This window comes from Glutamicibacter sp. BSL13, from assembly GCF_052928425.1.
Map to the genome: position 1 here is coordinate 1 of NZ_JAVGCZ010000010.1, position 20,098 is coordinate 20,098.

20 protein-coding genes are annotated in these 20,098 nt (G+C 65.5%); 7 read left to right on the forward strand and 13 right to left on the reverse strand.

Features of this window, described 5'->3' with window-relative positions; all coding sequences use genetic code 11:
- The 4 genes from RCJ92_RS03035 to arfB all read right to left on the reverse strand — a co-directional run.
- A partial coding sequence (locus RCJ92_RS03035; RefSeq protein WP_446753738.1) for an aminotransferase class I/II-fold pyridoxal phosphate-dependent enzyme occupies positions 1-999 on the reverse strand: 999 nt, incomplete at its 3' end.
- Positions 989-2,329 (reverse strand): adenosylmethionine--8-amino-7-oxononanoate transaminase, encoded by a 1,341-nt coding sequence (gene bioA / locus RCJ92_RS03040; RefSeq protein WP_446753739.1) that lies wholly within the window; start codon positions 2,327-2,329, stop codon positions 989-991. The genes RCJ92_RS03035 and bioA, both read right to left, overlap by 11 nt.
- A gap of 53 nt (positions 2,330-2,382) precedes the next feature.
- Positions 2,383-3,651 (reverse strand): biotin synthase BioB, encoded by a 1,269-nt coding sequence (gene bioB / locus RCJ92_RS03045; protein WP_446753740.1) that lies wholly within the window; start codon positions 3,649-3,651, stop codon positions 2,383-2,385.
- A gap of 523 nt (positions 3,652-4,174) precedes the next feature.
- Positions 4,175-4,594 carry an alternative ribosome rescue aminoacyl-tRNA hydrolase ArfB gene (gene arfB / locus RCJ92_RS03050; RefSeq protein WP_138926791.1) on the reverse strand — a complete coding sequence of 140 codons (420 nt, stop codon included), beginning with the start codon at positions 4,592-4,594 and terminating at the stop codon, positions 4,175-4,177.
- 128 nt (positions 4,595-4,722) lie between these two features.
- On the opposite strand from arfB, the gene RCJ92_RS03055 reads away from it, so the two are divergent.
- Positions 4,723-5,115: a DUF4190 domain-containing protein gene (locus RCJ92_RS03055; protein WP_138926792.1), complete on the forward strand. Its 393-nt coding sequence runs from the start codon at positions 4,723-4,725 to the stop codon at positions 5,113-5,115.
- Positions 5,116-5,239: 124 nt separating this feature from the next.
- Positions 5,240-6,223, forward strand: a complete 984-nt coding sequence (locus RCJ92_RS03060; RefSeq protein WP_446753741.1) for a diaminopimelate dehydrogenase — start codon at positions 5,240-5,242, stop codon at positions 6,221-6,223.
- A 110-nt stretch (positions 6,224-6,333) separates the two neighbouring features.
- On the opposite strand, the gene RCJ92_RS03065 is transcribed toward RCJ92_RS03060, so the two are convergent.
- Entirely contained in the window at positions 6,334-6,888 is a 555-nt protein-coding gene (locus RCJ92_RS03065; protein ID WP_246049585.1) for a YceI family protein, read from the reverse strand.
- Positions 6,889-7,257: 369 nt separating this feature from the next.
- On the opposite strand from RCJ92_RS03065, the gene RCJ92_RS03070 reads away from it, so the two are divergent.
- Positions 7,258-7,911, forward strand: a complete 654-nt coding sequence (locus tag RCJ92_RS03070; RefSeq protein WP_138926794.1) for an isochorismatase family protein — start codon at positions 7,258-7,260, stop codon at positions 7,909-7,911.
- Positions 7,912-8,108: 197 nt separating this feature from the next.
- Here RCJ92_RS03070 and RCJ92_RS03075 read toward each other — a convergent pair whose 3' ends face one another.
- The 4 genes from RCJ92_RS03075 to RCJ92_RS03090 all read right to left on the reverse strand — a co-directional run bounded on the left by RCJ92_RS03075 (position 8,109) and on the right by RCJ92_RS03090 (position 11,758).
- The gene (locus RCJ92_RS03075) at positions 8,109-9,089 is read right to left on the reverse strand and encodes a glycine betaine ABC transporter substrate-binding protein (protein ID WP_138926795.1); all 981 of its coding nucleotides are present in this window, start codon (positions 9,087-9,089) and stop codon (positions 8,109-8,111) included.
- Positions 9,086-9,814 (reverse strand): ABC transporter permease, encoded by a 729-nt coding sequence (locus RCJ92_RS03080; protein ID WP_138175817.1) that lies wholly within the window; start codon positions 9,812-9,814, stop codon positions 9,086-9,088. Before RCJ92_RS03080 ends, RCJ92_RS03075 begins: the two co-directional genes overlap by 4 nt.
- Entirely contained in the window at positions 9,811-10,995 is a 1,185-nt protein-coding gene (locus tag RCJ92_RS03085) for an ABC transporter ATP-binding protein (RefSeq protein WP_446753769.1), read from the reverse strand. The genes RCJ92_RS03080 and RCJ92_RS03085 overlap by 4 nt, the downstream gene beginning before the upstream one ends.
- Before the next feature lie 121 nt (positions 10,996-11,116).
- Entirely contained in the window at positions 11,117-11,758 is a 642-nt protein-coding gene (locus RCJ92_RS03090) for an ABC transporter permease (protein ID WP_446753742.1), read from the reverse strand.
- Positions 11,759-11,970: 212 nt separating this feature from the next.
- Between RCJ92_RS03090 and RCJ92_RS03095 the strand changes: the two genes are divergently transcribed.
- From RCJ92_RS03095 to RCJ92_RS03105, 3 genes are all read left to right on the forward strand, one after another.
- Entirely contained in the window at positions 11,971-12,828 is an 858-nt protein-coding gene (locus tag RCJ92_RS03095) for a fumarylacetoacetate hydrolase family protein (protein ID WP_446753743.1), read from the forward strand.
- Positions 12,829-12,830: 2 nt separating this feature from the next.
- On the forward strand, positions 12,831-13,328 hold the full coding sequence (gene rraA, locus RCJ92_RS03100) for a ribonuclease E activity regulator RraA (RefSeq protein ID WP_343832346.1): 498 nt from the start codon (positions 12,831-12,833) through the stop codon (positions 13,326-13,328).
- A gap of 103 nt (positions 13,329-13,431) precedes the next feature.
- On the forward strand, positions 13,432-14,937 hold the full coding sequence (locus tag RCJ92_RS03105; protein WP_446753744.1) for an alanine/glycine:cation symporter family protein: 1,506 nt from the start codon (positions 13,432-13,434) through the stop codon (positions 14,935-14,937).
- A gap of 129 nt (positions 14,938-15,066) precedes the next feature.
- On the opposite strand, the gene RCJ92_RS03110 is transcribed toward RCJ92_RS03105, so the two are convergent.
- Positions 15,067-15,912, reverse strand: coding sequence for an HpcH/HpaI aldolase/citrate lyase family protein (locus RCJ92_RS03110; protein ID WP_138175807.1), 846 nt, complete (start codon positions 15,910-15,912; stop codon positions 15,067-15,069).
- Positions 15,913-16,131: 219 nt separating this feature from the next.
- On the opposite strand from RCJ92_RS03110, the gene cycA reads away from it, so the two are divergent.
- Positions 16,132-17,592 carry a D-serine/D-alanine/glycine transporter gene (gene cycA, locus RCJ92_RS03115; protein WP_446753745.1) on the forward strand — a complete coding sequence of 487 codons (1,461 nt, stop codon included), beginning with the start codon at positions 16,132-16,134 and terminating at the stop codon, positions 17,590-17,592.
- 38 nt (positions 17,593-17,630) lie between these two features.
- Here the strand turns inward: cycA and RCJ92_RS03120 are convergent, their stop codons facing one another.
- From RCJ92_RS03120 to RCJ92_RS03130, 3 genes are all read right to left on the reverse strand, one after another.
- A complete protein-coding gene (locus tag RCJ92_RS03120; protein WP_175419424.1) occupies positions 17,631-18,047 on the reverse strand; it encodes a DUF4262 domain-containing protein in 417 nt (138 codons plus the stop codon).
- Positions 18,048-18,206: 159 nt separating this feature from the next.
- Complete coding sequence (locus tag RCJ92_RS03125; protein ID WP_446753746.1) at positions 18,207-18,656, reverse strand: DUF4262 domain-containing protein; 450 nt, start codon at positions 18,654-18,656, stop codon at positions 18,207-18,209.
- 217 nt (positions 18,657-18,873) lie between these two features.
- The gene (locus RCJ92_RS03130) at positions 18,874-20,049 is read right to left on the reverse strand and encodes an NAD(P)-dependent malic enzyme (RefSeq protein ID WP_446753747.1); all 1,176 of its coding nucleotides are present in this window, start codon (positions 20,047-20,049) and stop codon (positions 18,874-18,876) included.
- Positions 20,050-20,098 lie beyond the last annotated feature (49 nt).

Below are 20,098 nucleotides of genomic sequence, written 5' to 3' on the forward strand. Positions count from 1 at the left end.
CTCCACCCGCGCGTCCCAGCCGGGAGCCGCGACCAGGGTGTTCCCGATCAGCTCAACGTTGCGCATCAGCCGGGCGCGCCGCGGGGCGTCGGCCAGCTGCAGGGCTGCGCGGGCGGCCCCGGCGGCGGCGGGGTTCAACGCGGTGTCAAAGATAAAGGTCCGGGCGGTGTTCAGCAGGTGCTCGCGCAGCAGGCCCGCCTGCTGTCCACCGAGCAGCACTGCCCCGCCTTGGGCGGCCAGTGCCTTGGACAGGGTTGCGGTGACCAGCACGTGGGCGCTGTGCTGCAGCCCGGCAGCACGCACTGCGCTGCCGCCGGGGGTGGCCGCCAGGGAGTGCGCCTCGTCAACCACCAGCAAAGCACCGTACTCTTGGCATAAGCGGGCCGCAGCGCCCAGGTCGGCACTGTCCCCCAGCACCGAGTACAGGGACTCAACCACCACCGCCACCCGTGAGGGCGCACGGCTTGCCCGGGCCTGCTGCCGGTGTTCCTCCAGGATCCGTCGCATCCCAGCGAGGTCATTGTGCCCGGCGGTGCGCACCGCGGCCCCGGAAAGCCGGGCGCCGTCCACCAGGCTGGCATGGGCGTGGGCGTCGAGGATGAACAGACTGCCGGGGCCGCCCAGTGCCTGCAACAGGCCCAGGTTGGCGGTGTACCCGCTGGAGAACACCAAAGCGGCATCCCGTCCGGTGTAGCGGCACAAGGCGTCTTCCAGCTCCCGGTGCACCGGCAGCGTGCCGGTGGCGATGCGGCTCGCTCCGGCGCCGGCGCCCTGCTCCTGCAGCGCCTGGGTCGCGGCCTGCCGCACCGCCGGGTGCCCGCACAGCCCCAGGTAGTCGTTGGACGCCAGATCCAGCAGCCCGGTCCGACTGGTGTCGCGGCGTTGGAAGTGACGGACCTGGCGCACCCGTTGCCGCCCGGCGAGCCACCCGTGCCAGTGCTCCGGCAGTTCCCCGCCTCGTGCCGATTCCTGCGCTGGGCTGTGGAGGCTAGCGTCCATGGACTTGGCCTACCGCCGCCACGACCGCCTGCCCCAGCTGCTCCAGTTCCCGGCTGCCGGTGACATAGGGCGGCATCACGTAGAGGAGGTCGCGGAAGGGGCGCACCCACGCACCCCGGCGAACCGCGGCGGCGGTCACTTCGGCCATCCGCACCGGCTCACGCAGCTGGATGACCCCGACCCCGCCCAGTACCCGCACCTGGCGGACACTGCTGAAGCCGCTCGCTTCGCCCAGTGTCCGGCGCAGCCCGTCCTGCAGGGCGTTGACCTGCCCCTGCCAGCGTGCGGCGCCCTTGTCCTGCGGATCCGGTTCGCTCAGCAGCCGGAGCGACCCGTTGGCCACTGCGCAGGCCAGCGGATTGCCCATGAAGGTGGGCCCGTGCAGCAGCGGTGAACCGCTGCGCTCCAGTGTCTGGGCCACCGCGGTGGTGCACAGCGTCGCAGCCAGGCTCAGGTAGCCGCCGGTCAGGGCCTTGCCCACGCACATGATGTCCGGGATGACCCCGGCCCATTGGCTGGCGAAGAGGCGCCCGGTGCGGCCAAATCCGGTGGCGATTTCGTCAAAGATCAACAGCAGGCCGTGCTCGTCGGCCAGTTGGCGCAGTACCCCCAGCACCTGCGGCGCGTAGACGTGCATGCCTCCGGCGCCCTGCAGCACCGGTTCGCAGATGATGGCGGCCAGCTCCCCGGAGTGCGCAGCGATCCCGGCCCGCGCCTGGGTCTCCCACTCCGAAAGCTCGGTCTCATCAACCTGCCAGCCGCCTCCTGGTTCGGGCGCGGCGGAGGGCGGGCGGGGCAGAAATACGTGCTCGGGTCCCTGGCCGCTGAATTGCGCGTGCATCCCGTCCACCGGGTCGCAGATTCCCATGGTGGCGAAGGTGTCCCCATGATAGCCCCCGCGCAGGGCCGCGACGCGTTGACGTTCTCCTTGCCCCCGGGCGTGCTGGTACTGCAGCGCCAATTTGAGTGCCACTTCCACGCAGATGGATCCCGAGTCGGCCAGGAACACGTGGTTCAGGCTGCCCGGTGTCAGGGCCGTCAGGCGTTCGGCCAGTTCCACGGCCGGTGCGTGGGTCAGTCCCCCGAACATTACGTGGCTGAATTGCTCCAGCTGTTTCCGCGCGGCCGTATCCAGCCGCGGGTGGCGGTACCCGTGGACGGCGGACCACCAGGAGGACATGCCATCGATCACCCGGTAGCGCCCGGAGGCATCGGCGAGATTCAGCCAGACGCCCTCGGCCTCCTGCACCTCATAGCGGGCCCCGGCCCCCAGGGTACTGTACGGATGCCAGAGCAGCCCGGCATCCCTGTCCAGGACGCTGCCGGCCAAGGGCGGGGGCGGTGCCGCGGGCCCAGGGTGGAGCGCAGATTTCCCGGCGGGTTTCATGCGTTCGGGCTTTCGGTGGTGCCTGCACCGCGACGGCGCAGCACCGGTTCGACGCCCGCAGCCGGTCCCGCGGCGCCGATCGGGCATCCGGTCCCGGCGGTGCCGCAGGTGCTGGCGCATCCGCCGCCGCAGCCTGTGGCCGGTTGGCGGGCATCGCGGTTCTTCGAGGCGTGCACGCGGCGGGCCAGCTCGTTGGGATCCACGTCTTCCTGGCCCAACACCACGAATCCGGCGTCGGCGATCATCGCCAGGTCAGCGGCGGCCGCCTGCCCCTCGCTGGTCAGGTAGTCGCCCAGGAAGATCGAGTTGGCCACCTGCAGGGCGGCCGGTTGCTGCGTGCGCAGGTGCATTTCACGGCCACCGGCCATGCGCAGTTCGGCCTGGGGGCAGGCCAGGCGCACCAGCGCCAGGATCCGCAGGCAGCCCAGGGGCGTCAGCAGCCACGTACCTTCCAGCGGGGTCCCGTCGAAGGGCATTAGGAAGTTCACCGGGATGGAGTCGGCTTCCAGGTCACGCAGTGCGAACACGGCCTCGACCAGCTGTTCCGGGTTCTCTCCCAGACCCACGATGAGTCCCGAGCAGGGTGAGAGCCCGGCGTGGCGGGCCTGGCCGACCGTGTCCACCCTGTCCTGGTAGGTGTGCGTGGAGCAGATTTCCGGATAAAGGGATTCGGCGGTATTCAGGTTGTGGTTGTACGCATCGGCCCCGGCGGCGTGCAGCTTCGCGGCCTGCCCCTCCTTCAGGATGCCCAGGCAGGCGCACACCTCCACCTCGGGGTGCTCGTCCTTCAACTGTCCAATCATGGTGGCCACCCGGTCCACGTCGCGGTCGGTGGGTCCCTTGCCGGAGGCGACCATGCAGACCCGCGAGGCTCCACCGGCCACGCCCAGTCCGGCCTGGTGCACCGCCTCCTGGGGTTTGAGCCAGGTGTATTTCAGGATTTCGGCCTTGGACCCCAGGCGCTGTGAACAGTAGGTGCAGTCTTCTGGGCAGAGCCCCGATTTCAGGTTGACCAGGTAGTTGACCTTGACGGTGTTGCCGAAAAATTTCTGGCGCAGCCTGCCGGCGGCCGCCACCAGGGTGTGGGTTGCCGCATCGGGAACTCGCAACACGGCCAGGGCCTCCTCCCGTGTCAGCCGGTGCCCTGCCTCAATGCGTGCAACCAGCTCATACACGTCCAGCTGCCCGTCCAGGGTCGGCGGGGCGGCGGCCTGCTGAGATAGCGGTGGCGCTGCGGCGTGCGTCCTGCTGTTGATGGTGGTCATAATGTGGCCGGCCTTTCGCGCGGTACATGTGCCCGGCACACCAAGAGCGGAATGCTGAACACTGTTCAATAAAAGGTATGTCAACTGTATACCGTTTTATTGAACAGCGTTCAAGTCTTTGCCGCGAGATGCCGTCTCCACGAGCTGCCACCGACGCACCGCAGGCATCGCGGACCGGTACGCGTGGTCTCTCAGCATGATGGCACGCCGAGTGAACTTTTCTGCCAAACCAGATTGCTCAAGTGGTCGGTTATGCTCCGCCACCTCGGAGCGCCCCGGAGAATTCATTGCCGTTCTCCATCTCGACCAGCTGCGTTCCACAGCAGAATCGAAGTCCCACCGCAAAAGACGCTCTGTGCGATGTGCGAGACCAACGGCCAACGGCCAACGGCCAACGGCCGAAAATACGACGCGTTGCGCCTGGGCATGGCCCCATGCTTCGCCGGGAACTGATGGAATCTCGCAGGCATGGGAGCGGCCCTGATTGCGGCACATTCGTCGGATGAGCGTGCACCGCCTCGGCTTACAGGGTTGGCCGCCGCCGCTGCGCCTTGGTCTGCGAGCGCTGGGCCTTGGCCTCCAAACGGCGGCGTTGGGATCCCTTCGTTGGCTTCGTTGCCCTGCGCTTGGGCGGATCCGGGGCGAGCGCAGCGGCGATGATCTGACCCAGCTTTTCCTGGGCGCTGCGCCGATTGAGCAGCTGCGAACGCTGCTCCGCGGCCGAAACCGTGATGCTCCCGTCGGTCAGCCGGGAGGACAGCCGTTCCAGCAGGCGTTCGCGCTGCCCCGGTGAGAGGGCATGGGAGGCGGCGATGTTCCAGGACAGTTCGACCCGGGTGGACGAGGTGTTCACATGTTGGCCGCCGGGTCCCGAGGCCCGCGAGAATCGCCATTCCAGCTCGACGGCCGGAATGCTCAACGTGCGAGAAACCCTCAGATCCATCCTTCCAGCATGGCACACCCACGCACCCAGGCCACCCTGGGAGCCTAGAACTCACCGCAGTGGCTGGTCGCCCGGTGGCGAACCTGCTTGAATTGAAATCAGCCGCCACCAGTGGAATGAGAATCGACATGTCAACGCCGAGCAACGAACCGACCAACCCGTACTCACAGGGCGCACCGTCCTACGACTCGGGTTCCTTCAATCAGCCGCCCCAGTTCCATGGCCAGACCCCCGGCGGCACGCAGCAGCCGCAGCAGTACAATTCCCGCGAACAGTTCACCGGCGGCCAGCTGGCCCAGACCTCGATGATCCTGGGCATCCTGGCCTTGGTGTTCAGCGCCCTGGGCATCATCCTGGGGCCGATTGCCATCTCCAAGGCCAACAAGGCCGAACGCGATTACAATACGGCGGCAACGGTCGGAAAGGTCACCGGCTGGTTGGGCACCTTCCTTGGCGCACTGTGGGTGCTGGCCGGGCTGCTCGTGCTCTTTGGCATGGCCAGCTTCTACTCCAATAGCTAGGTTCACCCAGTTCCAGGCCGGCGCCTTCCCACGCGCCGGTAATATCCGTTCCTGCGTTTAACCCCCGCCGTGGCCAACGGCTAGCGTAAGGGAAGGAATTATTGCGCCAAGGAATAGGAAGCACGTGCCTGAGAAGATTCGCATTGGAATTGCCGGTTACGGGAACCTGGGTCGCGGGGTCCAGGCGGCCGTGGCGAAGAATGCCGACATGGAACTGGTGGGGGTCTTCACCCGCCGCGACCCGCAGAGCCTTGAGCTGGCTTCCCCGGCCCCGCGCTACGCGATGGCCGAGCTGGATGCCCACACCGACGCCATTGACGTGCTGATTCTCTGTGGCGGTTCCAAATCCGATCTCCCCGAGCAGGGACCGGCGCTGGCCGCGAAGTTCAACACCGTGGACAGCTTTGACACCCACGCCAGGATCCCGGAGTATCACGCGGCCGTGGACGCCCCGGCCCGGGCCGCCGGCAAGACCGCACTGATCTCCGCCGGGTGGGATCCGGGAATGTTCTCCATCAACCGCGTCTACGGCGAGGCGCTGTTGCCCGACGGGGAAACCTACACGTTCTGGGGCCGCGGGCTGAGCCAGGGCCACTCCGACGCGGTGCGCCGCGTGCCGGGGGTGGCCGCCGGGGTGCAGTACACGATCCCCAGCCAGGAAGCGATCGACCTGGTGCGCGCCGGCCAGCGCCCCACGCTGAGCACCCGGCGGAAGCACCAGCGCGAATGCTATGTCGTGCTGGAGGATGCAGCGGATCCCGAGGTGGTGCGCGAGGCGATTGTGAGCATGGAGCACTACTTCGATCAGTACGACACCACGGTGCACTTCATTGACGCCCAGACCCTGGCCGCCGAGCATTCGGACATGCCCCACGGCGGATTCGTGATCCGCTCGGGCAACACCAGTGCCGAACAGAACCAGGTCATCGAATACTCCCTGGCGCTGGGTTCGAACCCCGAATTCACCTCCAGCGTGCTGGTGGCCTACGCGCGGGCGGTGCACCGGATGAACCGCGCCGGGATCACCGGCGCGCAAACCGTGTTCGATGTGGCCCCGGGGCTGCTGTCGCCCAAGTCCCCGGACCAGCTGCGCGCCGAGATGCTCTAGCAGCGCACCTGGCCCGCAACGGCCCTTAAAACAGCGCAACGCCAGCGACCTTTTTCATGGAAGGTCGCTGGCGTTGCTCATTCTTGCGGCGTGTGCCCCCAGGCGGTGTATTACTCGGCGGCCGGCAGGACGAAGGCCGCGTCGATCTCGATCTTGACCTTGTCGCTGACCAGCATTCCGCCGGCCTCCAGGGCGGCGTTCCAGGTGATGCCGAATTCCTTGCGGGAAATGGTTGTGGTGGCGCTGAAGCCGGCCCGGGTCATGCCGAACGGGTCAACGGTCTGGCCGCCGAACTCCGCCTCCAGCTCAACTTCCTTGGTGACGCCCTTGATGGTCATTTCACCGATCAGGGTGAATTCGTCCCCGCCCTCGGCGCGCAGCGAGCGGAAGCTCATGACCGGGAAGTTCTCCGCGTCAAAGAAGTCCTCACCCTTCAGGTGGGCGTCGCGGTTCGCATCCTTGGTGCTTACCGAGGCAACCTGGATGGTCGCCTCAACGGCGGAGTCGGCCAGGGAGTCACCGACGGTCAGGGTGGCGTCGAAGTCAGTGAAGTTGCCGCGGACGCGGGAGATGCCGGCATGGCGAACGACGAAGCTGACTTCACTGTGGGCGGCGTCCAGGTTCCAGGTTCCGGTGGTCAGGTCGGTAGCTGCGGCAGTAGTCAAAAGGTTGCTCCTTGTGTGTCGTATGGGCGGTAGCGCAACGCCAAAAAATGATTGACGCTTCAACTGCTTCACTCTTAACCATTGCACACCCGATGGTGATACGTCAACTAATTCGCCACACTTCGACATACCCCGCAGTGCGCCAGCCGCCGCTGGCTACCCCAAAGCACCCCACGCACAGCGGCACTCGACACGGGGCGGCCCCGCCGCTATCGTGGCGCCCACGACACAGCTCCCGGTGGCGCACCTCACGCGCGGGGCCGGGAATGGATCGGGAACCCGATGGGTTACAGGATCTACATGCAAACGCATGGAAATCGGATTCCGAGGGCACCCGCCCGCGGGACACCAACCGAAAGGCAGGACAAGATGACCGAGCTAGCCGGATACCCCAATGACCGCCTGACCCCCGAGAACACAGCCATCCTGCTGGTCGACCACCAGTCCGGGTTGATCCTCGGCGTACAGGACCACGATCAGCTCGAAGTACGTCGCAACGCCCAGGCCCTGGCCAAGATCGGCAAGGTCTTCGATGTACCCGTCGTCGCCACCACTTCCGCTCCCACCGGCCCCAACGGTCCGCTGATCCCGGAGCTGACCCGAGAACTGGGTGATGAAACCCCGATCATTCACCGCACCGGTGAAGTCGACGCCTGGGACGACCCGGCCTTCGAAGAAGCGGTGAAGGCCACCGGGAAGAAGAACTTGGTGATCGCCGGCGTCATCACCGATGTTTGCCTGATGTTCGCCTCCCTTTCGGCCCGGGCCCGCGGCTACAACGTGCATGCCATCGTTGACGCCTCGGGCACGACCAACAAGCTCGCCCGGGAAACCTCGCTGCTGCGCCTGCAGCAGGCCGGGGTCACCCTGAACAGCACCGTCGGTGTCATTTCCGAGCTGCTGCGCGACTGGAAGAACCCGGGCGGTGCGGGCACCGCGGAAACCTTCGCCGAACTGGCCATGCCGTTCTACGGAGCGGTCATCGAAAGCCACACCGCGGCCAGCGGCGGCGAGGAGAAGTAGTCTTCCCACGCCGCTCGGTGCCGGGGCGGCGGACAGACCCCGCCGCCCCGGCACCCCTCACCCGTTCCCCCGCGTCACATCCTGAGCGCTATCCAGTGCGGGGGAACGCAAAGAGCACTGGGCCCGCAGAGTAATCTGCGGGCCCTGTGCTCTTGGCTGGGCGCGGATCACCGGCTCCTCGCGGATCCGCGGCCCGGTCAGGGTTCGGTGACCAGGCCTTCCTGGACCATCCATGCGAAGGCCACGTCGGCCGGTTCCCCGCCCTCAACGTCAACCTGGTAGTTCAGGTCCATCAGCACCTCATCGGTGAGCAGCGGGGCGATCTGTGCCATCACGTCCGCCACCTGCGGGTACTGCTCATAGAACTCACCGTTGATGACCGGGGCCATGTTGTAGCTGGGGAAGTACTCCACGTCATCCTCCAACACCGTCAGGTTCAGCGCCTTGATGCGCCCGTCGGTGGTGAAGACCTCGCCAAAGTTGCACGCCCCGTCCGCGGTGGCCGAGTAGATGGCCCCCACGTCATAGAGCCCGACGTTGGATTCGGGCACGTCGCTGCCGCGCTTGAGCCCGATCGCCTCCAGCATCGGGGTCAGCCCGTCACGCCGGGAGTTGAACTCGGGGTCCACGCAGAACGTCAGCTCGGACTTGTCCAGGTCCTTGAGCTGGGAGAGCTTGGTGACCCCCAGCTCCTTGGCCGTCTCTTCATTCATCGCCATGGCGTAGGTGTTGTTCAGCGGCGCCGGGGCACCCCAATAGAGCCCGTTCTTGGCGTCCTCATCACGCACCGCCTTCCACTGCGCCTCGGCGCCGGGCACCGGCTCCTCGTGGCCCAGGTAGGTCAGCCAGGCGGTGCCGGTGTACTCCCAGACCATGTTGGCCGCGTTGCTCACCAGCAGTTCACGCGCCGGCTGCGAACCGGGCACGTTGGTCAGGTCGGTGACGTCGAACCCGGCGGTCTGCAGTGCGATGACCGCGATCTTGCCCACGATCAGCTGCTCGGTGAAGGACTTGGAGGTCACGGTGACCTTCGGCTTCTCCTCGGACAGGCCCGGGATGGGCTGGATCTCGCCGGGGGCGGAGGGCGGCACGGTGCCGGTGGACGGGGAGAGCCCGCAACCGGTCAGGCCGAGCAGCGCCGCAGCACCCAGCGCGGTCAGCTTCAGCTTGTTTTTCACGACAGTCCTTTCGGTCGAGCCGCGGTTTCCACCACGCGTCCGATCCAGTCAACGCTCACCGCCAGCAGGGCCACCAAGAGCGAGCCGGCCACCAGCACCGCGTTCAGCGACAGGTTCACGCCGGTGGTGATCAGGATGCCCAGCCCGCCGCCGTTGATGAACGTGGCCAGGGTGGCGGTACCCACCAGCAGCACCAGGGCGGTGCGGATGCCCGAAAGCATCACCGGAACCGCCAGCGGCAGCTCCACCTTGAACAGGACCGCCATCTGGCTCATCCCGATCCCGCGGCCGGCTTCCACCAGCCGCTGGTCGACCTGCTGCAGGCCGATGATGGTGTTGGACAGGACCGGAAGGATCGCGTAGAGCACCAGCGCCACCACGGCGGTCATCGGCCCGTAGCCGAGCCAGAACGCCAGCAGCACCACCAGGCCAATGGCTGGGGCGGCCTGCCCGACGTTGGCGATCGCGCGCACCGTGGGCGCCGCCTTGCGGATGCCGGGACGGGTGAGCAGGATCCCCAGCGGGATCGCGATGACCAGCACCACCAGGGCGGCGAGCACCGTGATCTGCAGGTGTTCCACCGTGTACCCCCAAATGGTGGACGGGTCCAGCGTCTGGCGTTCGGTGTCGCTCAGGTCTGCGGTCAGCAGCCAGGCCACCAGCAGCCCGAAGGCCACCAGGATCCCGATCAGCTGGTAGAGCAGTCCACGTCGTTCGGCGGTCATTGGTCCTCACCGTCCTGCAGGGCGATCTGGCTGATCGCCCCGGAGTTCAGGCCCACCGGTGCCTCGTGGTCCGCCCCGGCGGCCGCGTTGGCCGCGGAGATCGCCTCCATCACCGTCTGCACGGTGATGATTCCGGCGTATGCATCGCGCCGTCCGGTGACGATGGCGGATTCGGTGCTGGAGACCAGCATGGTGTCCAGCGCGTCGTTTAGGGTCGCCTGCCAGCCCACCGACGGCAGGTTCGGGTCATAGGTGCCCTCGATGATCTGCGCGCGGGAGAGCTGGCGGCGGGTGAGCCGGCGCAGCGGGCGGCCGCGCGAATCGAGCACCACCGCGTACTTCGCCCCGGCGCCCTGCACCTGGGAGAGCACATCGGAGGCGCGCTGGCCGGGGGTCGCGGTGACCGCGTCCTCCAGCTCGACCTCGTTCACGCGGGTCAGGGTCAGCTGCTTCAGCCCGGCACCGGAGCCGATGAAGTTCTCCACGAACTCGCTGGCCGGGTTGGCCAGGATGCGTTCGGGCGAATCGTACTGCTCCAGCTGGGCGCCCTCGTTGAACACGGCGATCCAGTCGCCGAGCTTGACGGCCTCATCGAAGTCGTGGGTCACGCACACGATGGTCTTTTGCACCTCGGACTGGATGTTCAGCAGCTCATCCTGCAGGCGCTGGCGGGTGATCGGGTCCACGGCGCCGAACGGCTCATCCATCAGCAGCACCGGCGGGTCGGCGGCCAGGGCGCGGGCCACGCCCACGCGCTGCTGCTGTCCGCCGGACAGCTCCTTCGGGAAGCGGTCGCGGTACAGCTCCGGATCCAGGGAAACCAGCTCGAGCAGCTCGTCCACGCGGGCTGCGATCTTCTCCTTGGACCAGCCCAGCATCTTGGGCACCATGCCGATGTTGGTGGCCACCGTCATGTGCGGGAACAATCCACCGGCCTGGATCACGTAGCCGATGCGCCGGCGCAGCTCATCACCGTTCATCTTGGTTACGTCATCGCCGTTGATCACGATCTGCCCGCTGGTCGGCTCGATCAGCCGGTTGATCATCTTCAGGGTCGTGGTCTTGCCACAGCCCGAGGGGCCGACGAACATCACGATGGAGCCGGCCGGAATCTCCAGGGTCAGTCCGCCCACCGCGGACTTCTTCTGCCCCGGATAGGTCTTGGTGACTTCCTGCAGCATGATCGAGGCGCCGGTGACGCCCTCAGCGGCGCCGTTCGCGGCGGTGCTGCCGGTGCGGGCACCGCCCTGGCCTGCGGTCTTGCCGTTAGCGGCCATGTTGTTGTCTTCTCTAGCGTTGTTCTCAGACACGGATACCTCGCGGGGTTGTGAGCCGGCCGATGCCGATCAGGATCAAATCAAGAATCAGGGCCAGGATGACCACTCCCACCACGCCGACAACGACGGATTCCAGGGAGTTGGCGCCACCGAGGCGGGAAAGGCCGGAGAAGATCATTCCACCCAGGCCCGGGCCGAGCGAATAGGCGGCGATCGCCGCGACGCCCATGACCATCTGGGCGGAAATCCGGATGCCGGTCAGGATCACCGGCCACGCCATGGGAATCTCAACCTTCAGCAAGGTGCCCAGGCGGGTCATTCCGATGCCGCGGGCGGATTCGACCAGGCTGGGTTCAATATTGTTCAGGCCCACGATCGCGTTGCGCAGGATCGGCAGCGCGGCGAAGAAGGTCACCACAATGACCGCGGGGGTAACGCCGAAACCGACCGGCACAATCAGCAGGCCGATCAGCGCGAAGGAAGGGATCGTCAAACCAATGGCGCTGATGCCGTTGGCCACGCCCGCCAGCGCCTTGCTGCGGTACACCAGCACCGCCAGCACTACGGCAATGGCGGTGGCCAGGATCAGGCATTGACCTACCAGCGAGAAGTGTTGCCAGGAGGCCAACAGTATTTGGCGATATCGCTCGCCAATGAAATCTCCCACATCAAAACCTGCTTCACTCTAGTTACGAAAAATGCACCAAATCCGCGGAATTTCGCGGTCCGGCATCCTCTAGCTTAGCTAGTTGGCTAGATCACTTCCAATTGATACACCGGTATTTCTCGTCTGACTTGGGCTTATTAGTTCACTCACGAACCACAATAAAAAATGACATCGACTGGCGTGCCGCAGGCCACTTGTAGTGAGATGGGGGCATGAAACTTGCCACCCTTCGTACCCCCGATTTAGCGGCGCCCACGGCCGCCGCGCTGATCAGCGACCATGGCGCCCAGCTGCTTCCCGGATTCCCGGATGTGCAGCATTTCCTGCGGGCCGAGGAGGAGCGGCGGCAGCAGGCCCTGGAGCAAGCCCGGGCCAGCCAGCCGCAGCCGCACGCCGGGCTGGTATACGCCACACTGATCCCCAATCCCTCCAAGGTGCTGTGCATTGGGCTGAACTACCGCAACCACATCGCGGAGGTCCAGATGGAGGAACCGAAGTACCCCACCATCTTCGCCAAGTTCGCCTCCAGCCTCACCGGCGCCAACGACAGCGTGGAAATCCCCGGCGAGGACCACCGGGTGGACTACGAGGGTGAGCTGGCGGTGATCATCGGCGCCCCGGGACGGCGGATCCCCGCCGAGCACGCGCACCGGCACATCGCCGGGTACGCCATCTCCAATGACATCTCCATGCGCGGCTACCAGGGCCGCACCCGGCAGTGGCTGCAGGGCAAGGCCTGGGACGCCTCCACCCCGGTCGGCCCCTGGCTGGTCACGGCCGACGAATTTTCCCCCGGGGCGCGGATCACCACGAAAGTCAACGGGCAGCTGGTCCAGGACGACTCCACCGATGACCTGGTCTTCAATGTGGCCGAATTGGTCAGCTACATTTCGGCGATGACCGAACTGCAGCCCGGGGACCTGATCCTGACCGGCACCCCGGCCGGGGTGGCCGTCTCACGCAAGGACGAAAACGGCCGCCGCCCCTGGCTCAAGCCCGGCGACGTACTGGAAACCAGCATCGAAGGTCTGGGCACCAGCCGGCTGACCTTCCACCCACAGGAGGACTAGGCATGCACAACACCAACGCTTCGGCACCCCAGGATTTTTCCACCTGCGATCTGTTCGACGACGACGAGACCCTGCAGTCGGTCTCCACCCAGCTGCGCAACTTCGGCGGGCGGACCAAGTTCAGCGGCCCAATCCGCACGCTGCGCTGCTACCAGGACAACTCCATCCTCAAGCAGATTGTCGCCACCCCCGGCAACGGGCAGGTGCTGGTGGTTGACGGAGCCGGATCCCTGGACTGCGCACTGCTCGGTGACATGGTCGCCAAGACCGCACTGGACAACGGCTGGGCCGGATTGGTCATCCACGGCGCCGTGCGGGACTCGGCGGAACTGGCCACCTTGGACCTGGGAATCAAGGCGCTGGGCACCAACCCGCGCAAGAGCCAGAAACTGGACTCGGGCTCCCCTGACGTGGAACTGCGCTTCGGTTCGGTGACTTTCCGTCCCGGGCTGATGCTGCACAGCGACGAAGACGGGATCCTTCTGGACCCGATCGGCTGACCCCGCAATAAATGGAGATCCAGGTCACCATGATGGGTTAGTGTATTACCTTGACGCCACCAGCGTCATGAACATCACACTCGCATCACTGGAGGACCAACATATGGAAGCCCTCACGACCCTGTTTGGCGACATCTCGTCCGTCATTTGGGGGCCATTTGTCCTGATCCCGCTTCTGCTGCTCACCGGACTGTACCTGACGATCCGGCTGGGCCTGATCCAGCTGGTCAAGCTCGGTCCGGCACTGCGCCTGGGGATCATCAAGCGCAAGGACGCCGGTTCGGAGGGAGACGTCTCCCAGTTCCAGGCTCTGACCACCGCCCTGGCCGCCACCGTGGGCACCGGCAACATCGTCGGTGTGGCCACCGCCATCGGCATCGGCGGGCCCGGTGCGCTGTTCTGGATGTGGATCACCGGCATCTTCGGCATGGCCTCGAAATACTCGGAGGCCTTCCTGGGTGTGCGCTTCCGCGGCACCGACGCCGCCGGTGAGAAGTCCGGCGGCCCGCAGTACTACCTGCAGCGCGGCATCAAGGGCCCGTTCGGCAAGTTCCTGGCCCTGTTCTTCGCCATCGCCGCAGCGATCGCCAGCTTCGGCATCGGCAACCTGACCCAGGCCAACTCGATCTCCGCGAACCTGGAGAACTCCTTCCAGGTGCCGCTGTGGGTCACCGGCGCGGTGCTGACCGTGCTCTCCCTGGCCGTGCTGGTCGGCGGCATCAAGTCCATCGGCCGCATCACCGCCGGGTTCGTCCCGGTGATGATCATCTTCTACGTGGGCGCCGCCATCTACATCCTGCTGGCCAACCTGGGCCAGATCCCCGCCGCGTTCGCCACCATCTTCACCGACGCGTTCACCGGCACCTCCGCCGTGGGTGGCTTCGCCGGCTCGGCCATCATCATCGCCGTGCAGTTCGGCGTGGCCCGCGGCATCTTCTCCAATGAGTCGGGCATGGGCTCGGCGGCCATCGCCGCCGCCGCTGCACAGACCAGCCACCCGGTGCGCCAGGGCCTGGTCTCGATGACCCAGACCTTCATCGACACCATCATCGTGGTCACCTGCACCGGCCTGGTCATCATCACCACCGGCACCTGGAACATGGTTGACCCGGAGACCGGGGAGCAGATCTCCGCCGCGCTGATGACCGGCCAGGCCTTCACCCACGGCCTGCCTGGCCAGTGGGGACACTGGATTGTGACCATCGGCCTGGTGATGTTCGCCTTCTCCACCATCCTGGGCTGGTGCTACTACGGTGAACGCCAGATGGAGCGCCTGTTCGGTCGCGCCCTGGTGATGCCGTTCCGCGTGGTGTTCTCCCTGGTCGTGTTCGTGGGCGCCACCACCGAGCTGGCCGTGGTGTGGAACTTCTCCGACATGATGAACGGGCTGATGGCCCTGCCGAACCTGTTGGGTCTGCTGATCCTCTCCGGACTGGTGGCCCGCGAAACCAAGTGGTACCTGAAGAACGACCCGAAGCTGGAAGCCACCAAGGACCAGATCGAGACGTTCATGGCCGGACGTCCGGGCTGGGATGAGTGGAAGGCCGGCGACGTCATCGGCTCCGCCCATGCCCAGGCCACCGGCAAGACCGAGGTCCACGAACGCTAAGGGCGGGCGCTGCCAGCTGCCCCTCAGACACAAGAGCCAGTCCCGTTCAGGGACTGGCTCTTGTACTTTGTTCAGGTATTCAACGGCTGTTGCGCCCAGGCCGGCCGGGCGCCGCGAGCAGCTAGGCGGCTAGGCGTTCCACAGGCCGTAGGAGTCGGCCAGGTCGGCGATCTTCTGCGCACGGGCCAGACGCGGCAGGTAGGACCCGTCGCCCACTGCGGCACCGGCGGCGTGCGCCTCCAGCAGCTCCATGGCCCAGGACAGCTCATCGGCACTCGGGGCCAGGGCGGCGTTGATGCCATCCACGTGGTCCCGGGAGAGCGAGAGCTTGCCGGTCATGCCCATCGACGCGGTCACCTGGGTTTCCTCGCTGACCACCCCGGCGTCGGCCCCGGCCGGGGGTGGGCCGTCGATCGCGCCGGGCAGCTTGCCCACGCGGGAGGCGACGACCAGCTTGCCGCGGGCGTAGGCCAACGCCAACGGAGAATCCGAGACACCGGTGTCCTTGCGGAAGTCGTTCACGCCAAAGGCCAGGCGGAAGGTGCCGGGGGCCGAGGCGATGGCGGTGGCGTTTTCGATGCCCAGCGCCGATTCGATCAGCGCCAGCACCGGGGTACCGGCACGCAGGCGCATGGCGCTGAGCGTGACCTGCTCAGGCTTCTCGGTCATGGCCAGCATGATGCCACGCAGTCCCGGGGCCTCGGAGAGGGCTGCCAGGTCATCGGCCCAGAACTCGGTGTCAATGCCGTTCACGCGCACCCAGGCGGTCATTCCCGTGGACAGGGCGTTGACCACCGCGTCGCGGGCCTCGCCCTTCTTGTCGTCGGGTACGGCGGCTTCCATATCGAAGATGACCGAGTCCGCCTCGCAGGCCAGGGCCGGCCCGAATTCCTCTGGCTTCGCGGCGTTGACCAACAACCAGGAACGGGAAAGTTTTGCGGGGAGAGCTGCTGCTCGACGATTACGGAATGCCATACCACTACCCTACTCACTACGCATCACCGGCACCCAGAACTGCCTGCGGTGTTGCGGCCGCTCACTAGGGCATGTGACGCCAATTACGGTTTTCTCCAGTTAGAGAGTAACGTGTTTTCCCGGGTTCGGTGGTTTAAGGGAACGACCATCGGCTTCAGGGACGCATAATTTTGCCTTAGCACCGTGAGCACCGGGGCGGGGCCGAGGAAGGAGACGACCGTGGCTGGCGAAATCACGCAGCAGACACAGTCGCAGGACAATCAAAAGCTCGAACGGGCGTTGTCCAACCGGCACATTCAGCTAATCGCCATCGGCGGCGCCATCGGCACCGGCCTGTTCATGGGTTCGGGCAAGACCATCGCCGTCGCCGGTCCCTCGGTGATCTTCGTGTACATGATCATCGGGTTCATGCTCTTCTTCGTCATGCGGGCCATGGGCGAGATCCTGCTGAGCAACCTGGAGTACAAGACCTTCTCCGAGTTCGCCGGTGACCTGCTCGGTCCGTGGGCCGGCTTCTTTACCGGGTGGACCTACTGGTTCTGCTGGGTGGTCACCGGGATCGCCGACGTGGTGGCGATCGCCCACTATGTGGCCTTCTGGTGGGGCGACCTGCCCCTGTGGATTCCGGCACTGACGTGCATCGTGCTGCTGGTGGCCCTGAACCTTCCCAGCGTGAAGAACTTCGGTGAAACCGAGTTCTGGTTTGCGCTGATCAAGATCGTGGCGATCCTGGCGCTGATCGTCACCGGGCTGGCCATGATCGTGCTCGGTTTCGAGGCCGACGGAACCCGCGCCTCGTTCTCCAACCTGTGGAACTACGGTGGACTGTTCCCCACCGGCATGATGGGCTTCATCGCCGGATTCCAGATTGCCGTGTTCGCCTTTGTGGGCATTGAACTGGTGGGCACCACTGCAGCGGAAACCAAGGACCCGGAAAAGACCCTGCCGCGCGCGGTGAACTCGATCCCGCTGCGCATTATCCTGTTCTACGTCGGCTCGCTGGTCATCCTGATGTCGGTCACTCCCTGGGTCAAGTACTCCCCCGAGGAATCCCCGTTCGTGGGCATGTTCGCGCTGGCCGGACTGGTCGGTGCCGCCGGCGTGGTGAATTTCGTCGTGCTCACCTCGGCAACCTCCAGCGCCAACTCCGGGATCTACTCGACCTCGCGCATGATCTACTCGCTGGCGGTGGACGGGGATGCGCCCAAGCGCTTTGGCAAGCTGACCAAGAACCAGGTGCCGCGCAACGCCCTGCTGTTCTCCTGCATGTTCCTGCTGGCCGGCGTCGTGCTGCTCTACACCGAGGGCTCGGTGGCCGAGGCCTTCACCCTGGTCACCACAATCTCCGCACTGTGCTTCATGTTCGTGTGGACGATGATCCTGCTCAGCTACCTGGTGTACCGCAAGCGCCGCCCGCACCTGCATGATCAGAGCAAGTTCAAGATGCCCTTTGGCATGCTGATGCCCTATGTGGTGCTGGCGTTCTTCGTGTTCATCCTGTGGACCTTGACCACCCAGCCCGACACGCTCCAGGCCTTGCTGGCCACCCCGGTCTGGTTCGCCATTCTTGGGGTGTGCTACCTGAAGCTGCGCAAGAACCCGCAGCATCAGGCCCTGCGCCAGGCGCATGCCGCCAAGGTCGAGGAGGAGAACCAGGCCGCGGCACTGTACCGCGGCTAATCTCCCCGCCTCCCCTGGCGGTTCAGGGCAACCGTTGCTCAGGCGGCCTCGTTCGGTGCTTTCCGGACGGGGCCGCCGTGCTTCATCAGGTGCACCTCCAGGACCCTTGCCACCAGCCCATAGCGCCGGTGCACTCCCAGGGTGTACTTGCCCGCACCGGTCTTCAGGGCGAAGTACATCAGCCGCCCGTCCTTCCAATCCGCGGTGTGGCCGTGGTCGTAGTATTCGCCGCGCAGCACTTGGCGTGCCAGCCCATTGAGCATGATCAATGTGTCTTCTTCGCTGATGCCCCGCACCAGGAATTCCGGCTGCCCCAGGCGGGTCAGGCCCACGGTGTATCCGAACACGCGTTTGGGGTTCGGGTCCTGGATGCAGTAGACGGCGTAGCCGTTCTGGGCGATCTGCCCGTTGATGTGTGCTTCAACTTCGGCGGCGGACATGCCATCGCACATCATGCACATGGTCCTCACTCCTTGGATGGTGTTTGCTTCTCCGGCCTTCCCAGTGTTGACCCGGGCAAGGGTGTTCTTGGGCTTGATCGCGGATTTGTGGATAACTTCCTTCGTGGGGACCGCTGCCTCCAGCCGGGCAACACCCCACCGGCTTGACCGGGCTCACCGACCGCGCCGGTCGTAGGGTTCATCCTCGTCCTCCAGTTCGAGGTAACCGCCGTCCTGCTCCTCGGCGGGGACAACCATGAGCACCCTGGTCCCTTCGCCGTAGCGGCACATGGCGATCGGGGCGATTTCCTCAACGTTGACGATCTCCTCGAAAGTCAACGCGAACCCGAACCAGTAGGTGATGTCATCACGTTCGAAGCGTTGGCCATGGTGGACGATGCCGTGCGCCAGGTTGCGCAGCAACTTCACCACGAACGTGGTGTCTTCCTCCCAGATCATCAGCTCCGGGTGCCCCTTGGCGCTGAGACCGATGGTGTGCCCGAAACGCGTTGTCTCGTCCGGGTTTTGGTACAGCATCACGCTGCATCCGTCGTTCTTGATGTCCTGGCTGATGTCCCGGTTCAGTTGAGCCTGGGGCGAATCAGGGGCGCAAATCGTGCACATCTGAAATCACTTCCTCAATCGGCGCGCAGTCGTTGGGCGGTTCCACGGCGGTCGTCGCGGATAGATTCCAGTGTCGTGCCGATATGCCTCGGCAAACGGTGCCCGGCAAATCTGTGGATAAGAAAGCGCGTTTAAAACGAAGGACGCACCCACGGTGATCCGTTGGATCGTGGGTGCGTCCTTCGTGCGGCCGTGGCCCGGCCCTACAGCATGCTGCCTACTGGGCGGATTCGGCCGCCGCGCCAACTGCCTTGGCTACCGCGGGCATGACCCGCTCGTCCAGGGCGGAGGGGATGATGTAGTCGGCTGCCAGATCCTCGCCGACCAGGTCGGCGATCGCATGTGCGGCGGCCACCTTCATCTGTTCGGTGATCTTCGCAGACCCGGAATCCAGTGCACCGCGGAAGATGCCCGGGAACGCCAGCACGTTGTTGATTTGGTTCGGGAAGTCGCTGCGCCCGGTGGCGACCACCGCCGCATATTTCTTGGCGTCCTGCGGCATGATCTCCGGGTTGGGGTTGGACAGTGCAAAGATGATCGCGTCCTTGTTCATTCGCGCCACGGCTTCCTCATCGAACTTCGACGAGGACAGCCCGACGACCACATCGGCGCCATCCAGTGCCTCGGCCAATCCGCCCATCACGTCCTCATGGTTGGTGATGGCCGCCAGCTCCGCCTTGGTTGCATTCAGGTCATCCCGCTCACGGTGGATGGTGCCGCGTGAATCCAGGACGATCACGTCCCCCACACCGGCCTGCAGCAGCAGCTTCGTTACCGCCACGCCGGCCGAGCCGGCACCGGAGATGACGACCTTCAGCGCGGAGAGGTCGCGCTGTGTGTAGCGGGCCGCGCCGATCAGGGCCGCCAGCACCACCACTGCGGTACCATGCTGGTCATCGTGCATCACCGGGATGTCCAGGGCTTCAATCAGCCGGCGTTCGATTTCAAAGCAGCGGGGAGCGGAAATGTCCTCCAGGTTCACGGCACCAAAGCTGGGACGAAGACGGATGATGGTGTCCACAATTTCGTCCACGTCGGTGGTTTCAAGAACCAGTGGAATCGAGTTCAGTCCGGCAAATTCCTTGAACAGCGCGCATTTGCCCTCCATGACCGGCAGTGACGCGGCGGCCCCGATGTTCCCCAGGCCCAGGACCGCAGTGCCGTCGGAAACCACGGCCACCAGGCGGGAGGCCCAGGTGTGTGAATCATGCTTGGCCGGGTCGTCCGCGATGGCCTGGGAAACCTTGGCCACGCCCGGGGTGTAGGCGATCGACAGATCGCGCTTGCTGCGCAGGGGCATCTGGGAGATGACGCTCAGCTTGCCACCCTCATGGGCTTCGAAAACTTCGGCGTCGGTGATCTTGGACAGGTCTTGGGTGGAGTCAACAGACATTGGACTTCTTCTTCCTTCAGAAAGTGCTGAAAACGGCATAACGCATTGC

Bases quoted from the DNA above. Each gene is read 5' to 3' on its own strand.
- bioB (WP_446753740.1), bottom strand. From the start codon at position 3,651: ATGACCACCATCAACAGCAGGACGCACGCCGCAGCGCCACCGCTATCT.
- arfB (WP_138926791.1), bottom strand. From the start codon at position 4,594: ATGGATCTGAGGGTTTCTCGCACGTTGAGCATTCCGGCCGTCGAGCTG.
- RCJ92_RS03055 (WP_138926792.1), top strand. From the start codon at position 4,723: ATGTCAACGCCGAGCAACGAACCGACCAACCCGTACTCACAGGGCGCA.
- RCJ92_RS03070 (WP_138926794.1), top strand. From the start codon at position 7,258: ATGACCGAGCTAGCCGGATACCCCAATGACCGCCTGACCCCCGAGAAC.
- RCJ92_RS03080 (WP_138175817.1), bottom strand. From the start codon at position 9,814: ATGACCGCCGAACGACGTGGACTGCTCTACCAGCTGATCGGGATCCTG.
- RCJ92_RS03085 (WP_446753769.1), bottom strand. From the start codon at position 10,995: ATGCTGCAGGAAGTCACCAAGACCTATCCGGGGCAGAAGAAGTCCGCG.
- RCJ92_RS03095 (WP_446753743.1), top strand. From the start codon at position 11,971: ATGAAACTTGCCACCCTTCGTACCCCCGATTTAGCGGCGCCCACGGCC.
- rraA (WP_343832346.1), top strand. From the start codon at position 12,831: ATGCACAACACCAACGCTTCGGCACCCCAGGATTTTTCCACCTGCGAT.
- RCJ92_RS03105 (WP_446753744.1), top strand. From the start codon at position 13,432: ATGGAAGCCCTCACGACCCTGTTTGGCGACATCTCGTCCGTCATTTGG.
- RCJ92_RS03110 (WP_138175807.1), bottom strand. From the start codon at position 15,912: ATGGCATTCCGTAATCGTCGAGCAGCAGCTCTCCCCGCAAAACTTTCC.
- RCJ92_RS03120 (WP_175419424.1), bottom strand. From the start codon at position 18,047: ATGATGTGCGATGGCATGTCCGCCGCCGAAGTTGAAGCACACATCAAC.
- RCJ92_RS03125 (WP_446753746.1), bottom strand. From the start codon at position 18,656: ATGTGCACGATTTGCGCCCCTGATTCGCCCCAGGCTCAACTGAACCGG.
- RCJ92_RS03130 (WP_446753747.1), bottom strand. From the start codon at position 20,049: ATGTCTGTTGACTCCACCCAAGACCTGTCCAAGATCACCGACGCCGAA.